Raw genomic sequence first — 12,919 nt, 5'->3', positions numbered from 1 at the left:
AAACAAAGGAATTATTGAAACGGAGGGGAAGAGGGGAGCTTTACAGATTTGAAGGATAAATTAAATAAGAAAGAAGGACTGATTCCACATGACAAAGGAAACTAATTCACCTCCATATGGCATGATTGCGATTTTATTTATCGGCGCCTTTGTAGCGATATTAAATGAAACCTTGCTTAACGTTGCTCTTCCAGCAATTATGGAGGAATTCGACGTCAATGCGACTGCAGTACAATGGCTGTCTACAGGTTATATGCTCATTAATGGGATATTAATACCAGCTAGTGCGTTCTTCATTCAGCGTTTTTCTGATAAAAAATTATTCTTAACAGCCATGTTATTATTTACTTTAGGAACGCTCTTAGCAAGCATTGCTCCAGCATTCAGTGTGTTACTAGGAGCGCGCATGATTCAGGCAGCAGGATCAGCGATCATGATGCCGTTATTAATGAATGTGATGCTTACAGCATTTCCAGTTGAAAAAAGAGGGGCAGCAATGGGGATGTTTGGTCTGGTGATGATTACAGCTCCAGCAATTGGGCCAACGCTCTCAGGCTGGCTGATTGAGCATTACAGCTGGAGAATGTTATTTGATATTGTTCTGCCAATTGCAGTTTTAACTTTAGTTTTTGCCTTTATTAAATTAAAAGATGTAACGGCCCAACGAGATATTAAGCTTGATATATTCTCATTAGTTTTATCGAGCATTGGCTTCGGTGGGTTGCTGTATGGCTTTAGTTCTGCAGGAGAGAAGGGCTGGGATAGCCCATACGTATATGGAACGATTATTATTGGTACAGTTGCATTGCTTACTTTTATCCTGCGCCAGCTGCGCATGGATGAGCCGATGCTTGAGTTTCGTATCTATAAGTATCCTATGTTTGCATTGTCGTCAGTCATTTCCATTGTTATTTCAGTCGCAATGTTTTCATCTATGATCCTGCTGCCAATCTATGTGCAGACCATCCGCGGCATTTCTCCAATGGATTCAGGCTTGTTAATGCTTCCTGGAGCGATTGTAATGGGAATAATGTCGCCGATAACAGGGAAACTCTTTGATAAGTACGGAGCAAGAATACTAGCCGTAATTGGCTTAACAATTACAGTTATAACGTCTTATTACTTCAGCAAGATTGGCATGAATACTGCATATTCCACACTTGTCTTATTGTACACCTTGCGTATGTTCGGAATGTCCATGGTTATGATGCCAGTAATGACAAACGGATTAAATCAATTGCCGCCGATTAACAATCCACACGGAACAGCATTGAACAACACTTTACAACAAGTATCAGGTGCAATTGGGTCAGCGTTATTAATTACCGTTATGCAAAATAGAACGAAAGCAGAAGCAGAGGAATTAGCTGCCAATGCAATGGCAAATATGGATGCAAGTACAGCACAGTCGGCAACGGAAATTCAACAACAAATCATGAATGAAGCAATGATACATGGAATTAACTTTACCTTTATTGTTTCTACATGGATTGCAGTGCTTGCACTAATACTCGCATTGTTTATTAAACGAGTAAGACCGCATTATGGAAATCAGGCGGCTAAAGAGGAAGTTAGTACGAAGCTTGATAGTATAAAAGAGTAAGAATAAGACACAGAAAAACGGGTTGCCTAAGCACTAGGCACCCGTTTTTATTAATTAGAGACTGTAATATACATCTTAATCTGAATTCATAGTAACCCAATATAATTATTATTTTAATATAAGGAAATAACAGGGGTTAGTGAAGGTATTAAATGAGGTACTCAAGTATTTTAAAAGCGAATAATTGGGGCGGAATTTAAAAGAAAAAGATTCCTTTATTATAACTAGGATTGTAACTTTTTGTAAATTATTCCGTCTAATCTCCAAATAAAACTAGGAGAGAGAGCCGTGAAACTATCATCTTTTTTTCAGACAAGAAAAGGAAGAATTACGAGCGTCAAATAGCACAGGAGGGGGCGATGAAGATTTACGAAAAAAATGGGGCTGAAATGTCATTATTATCCTTTGATAATTACATATATGTCGGTAAGGAATAGAGTTTAGAATAATTCGATTATTAGAGATTGCTAGAAATGACCTCCTATTATATGGTATTGTACTAAGGTACGTAAATACAATATATAGTACAGTAGGGGGATTCTTACATGAAAAAATTTGGGTTTTTGTTATTTTTAGCCATTACGGTACTTGCACTTGCTGCTTGTGGAGCTGACAAAGAAGCAAGCAAGACTTCAAGTGACAAGAAGGAATCAGAAGAAACAGAGGATTTTGCTGTAGACAAAGGTCTGCTAAATGTGGAAATTACAATGCCAGCATCTTTTGTTGAAGGCGAGGACATTGATAATACCATTAAAGAAGCGGAAGCAGAAGGTATTGAGGTAACAAAAAACGAGGATGGTTCTTTAACGTATAAAATGTCTAAATCAGAGCATAAAAAAATGATGAAAGACATTAAAACAAATGCCGAAAAATCATTAGATGAAATAAAAACAGACGGCACTTTCCCATCTGTGAAAGATATTACTTACAATAACTCGTTCTCTAAGTTCACTTTAACGGTAGATAAAGCAGCCTATGAGAACAGCATGGATTCATGGTCCATTATCGGTATTGGTATTACGGGTATGATGTATAACCTCTTTAACGGAGAAGACATGGATAAAATGAAGGTAAATATCGATGTTAAAGACGAAGCAACAGGAGAAGTATTTGATACGACAGTTTATCCTGATGATTTAGAAGAAGCAGAAGAGGAATTAGCTACAGAAGAATAAAATAATGAAAAGCCCGAATTCTTATGCGGATTCGGGCTTTTATTATGCACTATTTCGGGGCATATCATGAAGGAGCGACAAGCTGAGAAATATTTTCCGTATTTTATGTTGTATTTCCTGAGAAATCGCATGATATGACAATGTTTGCGGTTTTTTTACATCATTTATCTATAGAATAAAGACAAAATGAAAATAACTGAATTCTGACTTTAAAACAAAAGTAATCTTAATGTCTGTTAACCCAAGATTTGCTGATTAAACATACAAACAAGAAAATTCAGAGTAGAGCTTAAAAATGGAAGTGACGGCTAATGTTAATAACGTGATGAGCACTTTTTCTTCCTAAAATGTTATAAATCTTTCATCCAGTAAAACAGCGGATAATCTTTTGTACTATAATATACTTAATTGGTTTTTTAGGAGGAACAGAAATGAAGCCTAAAATTGAAGATGTGGCGAAAAAGGCTGGTGTTTCGCCAACTACTGTTTCGCGTGTTTTGAATAACCGCGGGTACATAAGTGATAAAACTAGGGAAAAAGTCCAAGAAGCGATGAATGAGCTTAATTATTTTCCAAATGATGTTGCTCGGTCTTTATTTAACAAGCGGTCTAACTTAATTGGCTTGATACTGCCGACAACGGCAAACCCTTTCTTTGGAGAACTGACTTTTCACTTAGAAAACATTTGTGCAACGTTAGGGTATAAGGTGTTGCTTTGCAATAGTTTAAATCAGATTGATAAAGAAGAAAAATACTTGGAAATGTTATTACGTAATCAGGTGGATGGAATTATTGTCGGCACACATAATCGCGGTATTTTTGATTATCATAAGCAAGGTTTAGCTGTTGTTGCTATAGATAGGTATCTGTCTGAAACCATCCCAGTTGTCGGCTCTGATAATTACGAAGGTGGGAAAATCGCAACAGAATTGTTAATTGAAAATGACTGTAATTGTATTGTGCTAATGGATGGAATTGGAGAACTGGAAACGCCGGCCAGATTAAGAAGAAAAGCATATATAGATCTTATGGAGCAACAGGGCAGGACGCCAATTATTTATGAAATATCAGAGGTTTTTGCTCAAAATAGTTATATACATATAATAAATGAAATTATTAACGACCATCCAGAAGTAGATGGTGTATTTGCCACTAATGATTTATTTGCGGCAGCATTTTGGAATGAAGCAAAAAAACGAGGAAAAAACATTAAGGTAGTCGGCTATGATGGGACAGAGACAGCTCAAACATTATTACCAGAACTAACAACCATTAGGCAGCCAGTCGATCTAATAGCGAAAACAGCTATCGATATTTTATTGAAAGAAATAGAGGGAGAATTCACAGACATTCATTTAGAAACAAGGCTGCCTGTTCGATTATTAAAAGGAACTACAGCTTAAATATTGCTTTATTATATGGTGGTAGAGATGCTGGTTTAATTCGCTTTTATTTTGACTTAGGAAAGAAAAAAGGTGACTATTTTGATTGAAGTTTTTGCTATTTTTAGCTTTTACTTATTACCCATTTATTGTATTGTTTTTTGTTTAAATCTTGTGTCATTGTTAAAGAAGATAAAGTATGAAGAAAATACAGCTAATAATACCGTATGGTTCACAGTCTCCTTTGTACTAATCATTATGACCATAGCTTCACTCACTACGCTTGAGTAGAGGAAACAGCAAGAATAAGAAATGTTATTTAAAGAACCCAGCTGAATAATGCTGGGTTCTTTGTTATGTTACGATTATTGTTACAAAGTAATTCCCCAAAAGTAATTCCTCCACCTTTTTCCATTTGTTTCATTTATAATTTAAAGAAGATAAAATTTTCAAAAAAAACCAATATAGAGAGGAGTTATAAAAAATGCTCAAAAAAAGAAAAGTTATAGTAACAGGTGCAGGCTATGGAATTGGAAAGGAGATTGTCAAAGGATGTTTAAATGAGGGTGCATCGGTAATTGCTTGCGATATTAATGGCAACTCTTTAAATAATTTATCACTGGCAATGGATGATCGTAATGTTTTATATACATACCAATTAGATGTCAGTAAATATGAAGCTGTTACTAAATTTTTTGATTACATCGAAGCAGAACATTCTGACGTAGATTGTTTAGTTAACAATGCTGGAATTTATTTAGCAAAAAATATTTTGGATTATCAAGCAGATGAAATGGATAAAGTTTTAGACATAAATGTAAAGGGATTTATTTATTTTTCACAAATGTTTGGCAAAAAATTATTGGAAGAGAAACGGAAGGGAGTCATCATTAATATGTCTTCAGTTTCAGGGATGGAAGGCAGTTCAGATGCGATTTACGGACTTTCGAAAGCAGCTATACTTGGTTTAACTAAAAGCTGCGCCATGAATTTTTCACCATATATTCGAGTTAATGCTGTTGCGCCTACGATGGTAAATACAACGATGATGGGGATAATACCTGATTGGAGAAAAGAAGAATATTTAAGTCACCAACTCATTAATACCCCTGTCCTACCTGAAGATGTGGCGGAAACGGTTGTTTTTTTATTATCAGATAAAGCAAAGCATTACACAGGAGCAACGTTTGATATTAATAATGGAGGATATTTACGGTAGTAAAAGACTCCACATTATGTCGGTACGAAATGGAAAATTAGTGTTTAGTGAAAAGCTTCATTTATGTATAATAAGAAGAATATTCAGTTATTATCTTTATAAGTGGGGGATAGTGAGATGGACAAACAGGAATATGAGTGGGTAAAACAAACAAGGCAGATTTTACTAGACCAGTGTAAAGAATTGAATGAAGCTGATTTTACAAAAGAGTTTGGATTTGGATTTCAAAATATAAGAGATTCCTTAGTTCATGTCGCGGGTTGTTATCATGCTTGGTTAGGTTCTTTTGTGCTTGCCAAAACGGATGCACCATTATTATCAAAGGAAGCAATCAAGGAAATGAAAATGGAAAATATCCAACATTATTTTCAGCAGGCAAATATATATGTAGATAATGTTTTCGATCAATTCGCTGATAGAAATAATGAACTGATCGTTAAAGAGCCTTCTTGGAAAGTAGGCAGTGGGGTTATAAGAAAATCGCCACACCAATTACTATGTCATTCTATTACACATGAATTTCATCATAAGGGGCAAATTGTAGCAATGCTGCGGTTACTCGGTTATTTACCTAATAATACAGATATTTTGGGACTATCTGAAAAGGAATTTTCATTTTAATAGTTTTAAAGAAAATCACCTAACAGAAATAAGTGCTAAAGGCAGCGATGATATTTTTCTTATTACATAACATGGTAGGTTAAATGAACAAAAGTGATTTAAAATGTAGTGAAAATTAATGATAGGAGGATATCTTATGGAGGAAAAGAAAAAAGCTTTAATTATAGTCGATGTGCAAAAAGCTTTCGATAATAAAAAATGGGGAGAACGTAACAACCTTAATGCAGAAGAAAACATTAGTAAGATACTAAAATTATGGAGAGAACAAGAATGGTTAGTAATACATATACAACATACATCTGATAATCCTAATTCAGTATTTCATCATAAAAATGAGGGGTTTGCTATTAAAGAAATCGTTAAACCTATTGATAAAGAAGTAATAATAAATAAGAAAGTAAACAGTAGCTTTATTGGTACAAATTTAGAAGAGATTTTAATAGAAAATGAAATAAAAACAGTTGTAATTACTGGTTTAACTACACCTCATTGTGTATCTACAACTATAAGAATGAGTGGTAACTTAGGTTTCGATACATACCTGATTTCAGATGCAACAGCTGCCTTTGGTTTAAAGGACCAAAATGAGATATATTATGATGCAGAAGCTATTCATAATATCTCTCTAGCTACATTGCACGAAGAATTTGCCACAATACTTACAACAGATAAATTGATAAACGAGTTCTTTTCTAGGCATATGTACTAAAAAATGCATTCTTTTCATAAAAGGGAGCGTCTTTTCTAGTACAATTAGAGCAGAATTCCTGTAATACAAAAATGTAGGATAAAAACATTCCTGTATCTCATATATTCATCAAGCCTGCACTAATTAGTTGGCACTTTATTTATTCTTTTCTGCTGCTTTAGCTTTATAAAATGTTAAATTTAAGAATAAGTGTTTGTTTATTGAGAGATTTATAGTGTATGGGCATCATAAAGAAAAAGTCGATATTCCATAGGAACATCGACTTTTAACTATTAATGGATAATTTATATTATAAATAATTCTTTCTAATCAGCAATCTTAGCCTCATTAACAGGTTGACAAGATTGGCTGTCATTCTTTGGCAATCTACCATTATGCCAAAGGGCAGGGTTCGTATCATCTGGAATAACCTGATTCATAATATTACGGTAGTGCTTTTCTTTATTTAGAATATATTCGGCCATTAATTTTGCTTCTTCTAATTGCTTCAGAACCAGTTCTTTTTGCTTCAATATTATTTCAAAACGTTCCGGAATAGTAGAATCACCTTCCAAACAGAGCTCAACATATTTCTTTATATCATCAACTGACATTCCACTCTTTTTTAAGTTTTTTGCCCCTCTAAGCCAATTTATAGAATCATCCTTAAAGATGCGATTATTATTTTTATCTCGCTGTAGATTAGGAACTAACCCCTTATCTGTATAGTAACGTACAGTGTGGGAGGTTATATCAAGTAATTTAGCAACTTCTTTTACGGTATACATATATTAAAAAACTCCTTTTCTTTAAATTTAGGTTAATTTATATTATTGACTTCGTGTAACACGAAGGTGATATTGTAATGATACTCAGAATTCCAATCTTGTAAATACCTATATAAATATAAAAAATACTATCTTTTCTTGACTTCGAGTAACACGAAGCTGGTAATGTAATGATACTCAGGATTTCCAATCTTGTAAATACCTAAATCGATTTAAAAAATGCTATCTCTTTCTTGGCTTCGTGTAACACGAAGGAATTATATTTAAAGCTGTTCAAAGAATCTGATAGTAAAATTTCGCAATAAAACATGCAAGAGTAAAGGATTTACTTTGAATAAATCAGAGACTATTTTTGGAGGTTTTAGTATGCAAAAAGTGACTTTAAATAATGGTGTTGAAATGCCTTTACTCGGATTTGGAGTTTGGCAGATCCCAGATGCTGAAGAATGTGAACAAGCAGTTTACGATGCACTTATTGCTGGTTATCGTCTAATTGATACTGCAGCTGCTTATGAAAATGAAGAAGCGGTCGGGAGAGCTATCATACGCAGTGGAGTGCCTAGAGAGGAAATATTTGTTACAACAAAACTGTGGGTTCAGGATGCTGGTTTTGAGCGTGCAAAAATAGCTTTTGAAAAATCATTGGATAGGCTGCAATTGGACTATATAGATTTATATTTGATTCACCAGCCATTTGGGGATATATACGGATCTTGGCGTGCGATGGAGGAATTGTATGCACAAGGAAAAGTTAAAGCAATAGGCGTAAGTAATTTCCAGATGGATCGTTTAGTAGATTTGATTTGTCATAACGATATTGTTCCAGTTGTAAACCAAATTGAAACCCATCCATTTTACCACCAATTGGAAAGTGAAAAAATTATGAAAGAATACAATATCCAGATGGAGTCTTGGGGTCCGCTTGCTCAAGGTAAAAATAACATTTTTCAAAATGAAATTTTAGTTACATTAGCTAATAAGCATAAAAAGTCTGTTGCTCAAGTAATTTTAAGGTGGTTAACACAAAGGGGAATTGTTGTGATTCCAAAGTCTGTTCACAAGGAACGAATTATCGAAAACTTTCGTATTTTTGACTTTGAATTAAGCCAAGACGATATGGACGCAATTTCAACTTTAGATACAAATACGAGTCTATTTCCTTCCAAAAACAATCCAAATATTGTGAAGCAATTTGCCAATTGGAAATTTGATATTTAATTTAATTTAATTTTCTCTGAAATAGAGAAAGACTTAGCCATGAAAGGATAGATTTATATGAAAGCAATAATGTTAAGAGAAACAGGGGAACCAAGTCAATTAAAGTTACAAGATATAGAAAAGCCAAAACCGGGTCCGAATGATGTCATCGTTCGATTACAAGCGGCATCTCTTAACCGAAGAGATCTTATGGTTGTAAAAGGGCAATACCCAGGGATGAAACTGCCAGCTATTCTTGGTTCCGACGGTGCAGGAAAGGTCGTCGAGGTTGGAGGCGAAGTTCAAAATGTCTTTATTGGTGACGAAGTCATTATAAACCCTGGAATAAACTGGGGAAATGATAAAGATAAAAAAAGTACCGACTTCCAAGTTCTTGGTAATCCAACTGACGGAACATTCGCTCAATATGTAAAGATACAAGTGGAAAATGTTTACGCAAAACCTACTCATTTATCTTGGGAAGAAGCAGCAGCACTACCACTCGCTGGCTTAACTGCCTACCGTGCTCTAATCACGAAAGGTAAAGTGAAGAAGGGGGAAACCGTACTTATCCCAGGTGTTGGCGGAGGCGTAGCTACTTTTCTTGTTCAGTTTGCAGCTGCATTAGGAGCAAAAGTTTACGTAACATCAAGCAAAGAAGAAAAGATAGAAAAGGCTAAAGAATTTGGTGCGGTGGGAGGTGTCAACTACACAGCAGATGATTGGTCGGAGAAATTAGAGAAATTAACTGGTGGTATTGACCTATCTATTGACAGTATTGGTGGAGATTCGTTTTCAACCTTAGTGTCACTTGGGAAAATTGGTAGTAGAATTGTCAGTTTTGGTGCAACGAGAGGTGCAGTACCGAATTTATTCCTTCCAAGTATGACTGTAAAGGAGATGTCCCTGATAGGTTCTACAATGGGAAGTCCCCAAGACTTTGCTGAGATGCTTAAATTTGTTGAAGAACACCAAATTCATCCTATTTTGGAAGAAACTCTTTCGTTGGAACAGCTACCAGAGGGATTATTCAAAATGGAACAGGGAGAAAACTTTGGGAAAATCGTTTTAACTATTCCACAAGATTAAAAATATATCCAGTATATAAATGATTTATAACTAAGTATAAATAGAAGGCTCACATGAAATATGCTTTAAACCATAAGCTGGAATCATTTCCGGTCCGCTAATATTAGTTAGCGAAAATTTATTTATAAAAATATCAAATGAAATTTTTTGTTAAAAAGGGAGTACTATTTTGGAGAAACATACTAAACTACTTATTTTTATTTTAGCATTTGGAGTATTTGGGGTATTGAACACAGAGATGGGTGTAATCGGTATTTTACCTTTACTGGCAGAGCATTACGGAATTTCTGTCACAAGAGCCGGATTGTTGGTTAGTCTGTTTGCACTTGTTGTTGCTATTACAGGTCCAGTATTACCAGTTTTATTTTCAGGTATTAATCGTAAAAAGGTAATGCTTATTTCTTTAGGAGTATTTGTAGTCGGCACTGTTTTTTCTATTTTTGCAACTAATTTTAACATTGCATTAGTCGCTCGTATAATTCCTGCATTTTTTCATCCAATCTATTGTTCATTGGCATTAACAATTGCAGCTACGGCAGGGGATGAAAAGGAAGCTCGGAAAGCAATAACCATTATTGTTATGGGAGTTTCTGCAGGTATGGTGCTTGGTGTACCTATCACTACATTTATTGCAAGTATGGCTTCAATTGAAATGGCGTTACTGTTTCCTGCTGCTTTAAATGCAGTAGCATTTTTATTAACTTTGTTCTTAGTACCTTCTATGCCAGTTGCAGGGAAAACATCTTACGGAAAGCAGTTAAGCGTATTGAAAAGACCAGTTACATGGTTAAGCATTTTTACGATTATTTTTCTAACCGCCGCAGTTGCTGGAACGAATAGTTTTACCTCTGAATACTTGACTAGTGTTACACAAGTATCTGGGAAAACTTTAAGCCTAGTACTCTTTTTATTCGGTGCAGCAAGTATCGTTGGAAATCTTCTGGCTGGGAATTTTCTTACTAAAAGTGCAATCAAAACAGCCATTATTTTTCCGATAGTAATGGCATTAATTTTCATCGTATGGTTTTTTGTAGGAGAGCTTCTAGTTCCGATGGCAATAATTATGATTATATTCGGCATTTTGTTCTCCATTCAAAATAATTTGAACCAATATTGGATAACTTCCGCTGCACCAGAAGCACCAGAGTTTGCTAATGGATTATTCGTCTCGGGCTCTAACTGGGGAATAAGTATTGGAACTGCTGTAGGAGGCTTATTCATTACAGGCATTGGGATAGAATATATTGTTTGGGGAGGAATATTGTTCTTAGTGTTAAGTTTGGTGACTATTTTACTGAGAGGTTATATTTCTAAACCAGCGAAAAAACTGTCATAAATAATGTAGGCTACATTTGTAAAAATATTAATTAGAAAATGGCGATTCTTATAGATGAGGATCGCCATTTATCGTGGGTTATGAAATATTATGCCTTAATTGAGTTAGGATAGCTGTAAAAAGTCATTGTTTTACTTTATAAGAATATATATAATATCGACACAAAACTAACTAGAGGTGGATATAAAAATGGATAAAAGAGTCCAATTCGACTTTGAAATCGATTTTACTAATGGCGGTGGTTTACAAGGACAGGATTTTCGTCTCGATATCCATGGAGATGACATTTCTGATGATAAGTTAGCGAAATATATCGTAGAGGATATGAGGTTGCTAATGGTTGGAAAAGTCAGGATACTCAACAAAAAAATAATTAATGAAAAACACAAGCGAAAATAAGAACCAGCTGCTATAATAGGCGGCTGGTTCTTATTTTATTATGAAAGGGTAAGTTTGTTGAAGAAGGAATATTTGTTTAACTTTCAGTGTTGTCTTTCACTTTGTTCTGAATTTACAAATGTAAACTTCCATTTAGTTGATGTAATTCCGCTTCATGCAGCAATATAATGGATTTTTAAAAACAAAAAGCTTTTCTTTAACATGTGAAGCAAATAATTTTCTCATTCTGTTGGGATTTTTTGATTAGGTTGACGAGGAAGTCCTATTTTTATAAATTAAAAAGGAAGTTAAAATAAAAGATAAGAAGCCTTTGAAAGGAGTTCCTATGAAGAAAATTATTTCTATTGTGTTGGTAGCTATTATAGTTGTGTCTATTTCATATTATTCATTTTCGAAAGAATCCAATGATAAAACAGAAAGTGTCATAACAGATAAAAATGGGAATTTAATTGAACCAATTAGTAGTGATAACAATAATATTGGACATTGATAGAAATTCCCCTTATAGTGTCTGTCAACGAGGAGCATTAAGGAGTTGACGAATGCAAAACTCGATTAATTCCTATCAATATGTATGTAAGTTTGGGTCTTTATCTAGTGTGCACAAAAGGAATAATATATGATTATACCTATCTTTCGTGTTTTGATATTGAAAAAGTTTGCTCGTTTTATATAAATTATTTAGGATTTAGAATAGATTGGGAACATAAATATTCGGAAAATATGCCAGTATATCTCCAAATTTCTTTAAATGATATAGTTATACATCTATCTGAACATAATGGAGACTCTTCTCCAGGGAATTCAATTAGAATTAAAATTAATGATTTAAAAAATTTTCATTCCTTACTATCAAGAAAAGAATATCCATACTCTAATCCAGCTATTGAAAAAATGCCTTGGAACACTATCGAATTAACAGTTATTGACCCTTTTTGAAATAGAATTACATTTTATGAGGGAATTGAGTAACAGAACAGTTCAGAAAAACTAATCATGTAAATCTTGTGAAATTTAAAGAAGGGATCCATGAATTAAGAAGGGTTCTTCCTTGTTATCTTGAATGGATAAAAGCTAAAAAGCGGGATTTCTTTTTAGACAGAAAAAAGAAGGATTTAATAGTTGTTTTTCAACAGTTAGTGATAGAAGGAATTGTCAGAGTAAGATAGAATACATATGGTTAGAATAACTAAGGAATAGAGGATTTTGGATAAGTGGATAGACAACGAGCCCTTTTTTATGGATTTATATTGGTGTAGTTTTATTAATTACTCCCGTACCTCATGTATTATATTGGATGGATGATAATGAAGAAGTATTTCGTTATTTTTGATTATTTATATCTGTAATCTGTGCTGTCCCATTAATTTTTGATGTTGCTAGAGTATATAAAAATATTCTTAAGAAGTATAGTTAACGAGA

At 34.1% G+C, this 12,919-nt stretch carries 12 protein-coding genes and 1 pseudogene; 12 read left to right on the top strand and 1 reads right to left on the bottom strand.

The features are described 5' to 3' along the window. Positions 1–88: 88 nt before the first annotated feature. The 6 genes from ACLIJJ_RS14425 (at position 89) to ACLIJJ_RS14400 (ending at position 6,709) form a co-directional block, all read left to right on the top strand. The gene (locus ACLIJJ_RS14425; RefSeq protein ID WP_411228933.1) at positions 89–1,603 is read left to right on the top strand and encodes a DHA2 family efflux MFS transporter permease subunit; all 1,515 of its coding nucleotides are present in this window, start codon (positions 89–91) and stop codon (positions 1,601–1,603) included. Positions 1,604–2,148: 545 nt separating this feature from the next. Next, a complete protein-coding gene (locus ACLIJJ_RS14420) occupies positions 2,149–2,778 on the top strand; it encodes a hypothetical protein (protein WP_233315111.1) in 630 nt (209 codons plus the stop codon). A gap of 431 nt (positions 2,779–3,209) precedes the next feature. Continuing rightward, complete coding sequence (locus ACLIJJ_RS14415) at positions 3,210–4,181, top strand: LacI family DNA-binding transcriptional regulator (protein WP_411411146.1); 972 nt, start codon at positions 3,210–3,212, stop codon at positions 4,179–4,181. 463 nt (positions 4,182–4,644) lie between these two features. Then, the gene (locus tag ACLIJJ_RS14410) at positions 4,645–5,379 is read left to right on the top strand and encodes an SDR family NAD(P)-dependent oxidoreductase (RefSeq protein WP_411228937.1); all 735 of its coding nucleotides are present in this window, start codon (positions 4,645–4,647) and stop codon (positions 5,377–5,379) included. Positions 5,380–5,496: 117 nt separating this feature from the next. Next, the gene (locus ACLIJJ_RS14405) at positions 5,497–6,000 is read left to right on the top strand and encodes a DinB family protein (protein ID WP_411228938.1); all 504 of its coding nucleotides are present in this window, start codon (positions 5,497–5,499) and stop codon (positions 5,998–6,000) included. A gap of 136 nt (positions 6,001–6,136) precedes the next feature. Beyond that, entirely contained in the window at positions 6,137–6,709 is a 573-nt protein-coding gene (locus tag ACLIJJ_RS14400; protein WP_411411145.1) for a cysteine hydrolase family protein, read from the top strand. A gap of 305 nt (positions 6,710–7,014) precedes the next feature. Here ACLIJJ_RS14400 and ACLIJJ_RS14395 read toward each other — a convergent pair whose 3' ends face one another. Then, positions 7,015–7,476, bottom strand: coding sequence for a MerR family transcriptional regulator (locus ACLIJJ_RS14395; protein ID WP_341081157.1), 462 nt, complete (start codon positions 7,474–7,476; stop codon positions 7,015–7,017). 366 nt (positions 7,477–7,842) lie between these two features. On the opposite strand from ACLIJJ_RS14395, the gene ACLIJJ_RS14390 reads away from it, so the two are divergent. The 6 genes and pseudogenes from ACLIJJ_RS14390 (at position 7,843) to ACLIJJ_RS14365 (ending at position 12,436) form a co-directional block, all read left to right on the top strand. Continuing rightward, positions 7,843–8,694, top strand: coding sequence for an aldo/keto reductase (locus ACLIJJ_RS14390; protein WP_237942858.1), 852 nt, complete (start codon positions 7,843–7,845; stop codon positions 8,692–8,694). A gap of 57 nt (positions 8,695–8,751) precedes the next feature. Continuing rightward, positions 8,752–9,762 (top strand): quinone oxidoreductase family protein, encoded by a 1,011-nt coding sequence (locus ACLIJJ_RS14385; RefSeq protein WP_411411144.1) that lies wholly within the window; start codon positions 8,752–8,754, stop codon positions 9,760–9,762. A 169-nt stretch (positions 9,763–9,931) separates the two neighbouring features. After that, entirely contained in the window at positions 9,932–11,098 is a 1,167-nt protein-coding gene (locus tag ACLIJJ_RS14380) for an MFS transporter (RefSeq protein ID WP_233315119.1), read from the top strand. 189 nt (positions 11,099–11,287) lie between these two features. Then, a complete protein-coding gene (locus ACLIJJ_RS14375) occupies positions 11,288–11,497 on the top strand; it encodes a cyclase (RefSeq protein WP_411411143.1) in 210 nt (69 codons plus the stop codon). A 325-nt stretch (positions 11,498–11,822) separates the two neighbouring features. Beyond that, a complete protein-coding gene (locus ACLIJJ_RS14370) occupies positions 11,823–11,987 on the top strand; it encodes a hypothetical protein (RefSeq protein ID WP_237942853.1) in 165 nt (54 codons plus the stop codon). 129 nt (positions 11,988–12,116) lie between these two features. Beyond that, positions 12,117–12,436 (top strand): annotated as a pseudogene (locus tag ACLIJJ_RS14365) (glyoxalase superfamily protein). The last annotated feature ends 483 nt before the right edge of the window (positions 12,437–12,919 follow it).

Origin of the sequence: Niallia laureatilytica (assembly GCF_046613985.1) — a bacterium.
GTDB lineage: Bacteria > Bacillota > Bacilli > Bacillales > Cytobacillaceae > Niallia.
The sequence above is the reverse complement of the archived record's forward strand: the minus strand, read 5'-3'. Positions and strand labels throughout refer to the sequence as shown.

What these genes read in the sequence shown, in the direction of transcription:
- ACLIJJ_RS14425 (WP_411228933.1), top strand. Translation starts at nt 89, where the DNA reads ATGACAAAGGAAACTAATTCACCTCCATATGGCATGATTGCGATTTTA.
- ACLIJJ_RS14420 (WP_233315111.1), top strand. Translation starts at nt 2,149, where the DNA reads ATGAAAAAATTTGGGTTTTTGTTATTTTTAGCCATTACGGTACTTGCA.
- ACLIJJ_RS14415 (WP_411411146.1), top strand. Translation starts at nt 3,210, where the DNA reads ATGAAGCCTAAAATTGAAGATGTGGCGAAAAAGGCTGGTGTTTCGCCA.
- ACLIJJ_RS14410 (WP_411228937.1), top strand. Translation starts at nt 4,645, where the DNA reads ATGCTCAAAAAAAGAAAAGTTATAGTAACAGGTGCAGGCTATGGAATT.
- ACLIJJ_RS14405 (WP_411228938.1), top strand. Translation starts at nt 5,497, where the DNA reads ATGGACAAACAGGAATATGAGTGGGTAAAACAAACAAGGCAGATTTTA.
- ACLIJJ_RS14400 (WP_411411145.1), top strand. Translation starts at nt 6,137, where the DNA reads ATGGAGGAAAAGAAAAAAGCTTTAATTATAGTCGATGTGCAAAAAGCT.
- ACLIJJ_RS14395 (WP_341081157.1), bottom strand. Translation starts at nt 7,476, where the DNA reads ATGTATACCGTAAAAGAAGTTGCTAAATTACTTGATATAACCTCCCAC.
- ACLIJJ_RS14390 (WP_237942858.1), top strand. Translation starts at nt 7,843, where the DNA reads ATGCAAAAAGTGACTTTAAATAATGGTGTTGAAATGCCTTTACTCGGA.
- ACLIJJ_RS14385 (WP_411411144.1), top strand. Translation starts at nt 8,752, where the DNA reads ATGAAAGCAATAATGTTAAGAGAAACAGGGGAACCAAGTCAATTAAAG.
- ACLIJJ_RS14375 (WP_411411143.1), top strand. Translation starts at nt 11,288, where the DNA reads ATGGATAAAAGAGTCCAATTCGACTTTGAAATCGATTTTACTAATGGC.
- ACLIJJ_RS14370 (WP_237942853.1), top strand. Translation starts at nt 11,823, where the DNA reads ATGAAGAAAATTATTTCTATTGTGTTGGTAGCTATTATAGTTGTGTCT.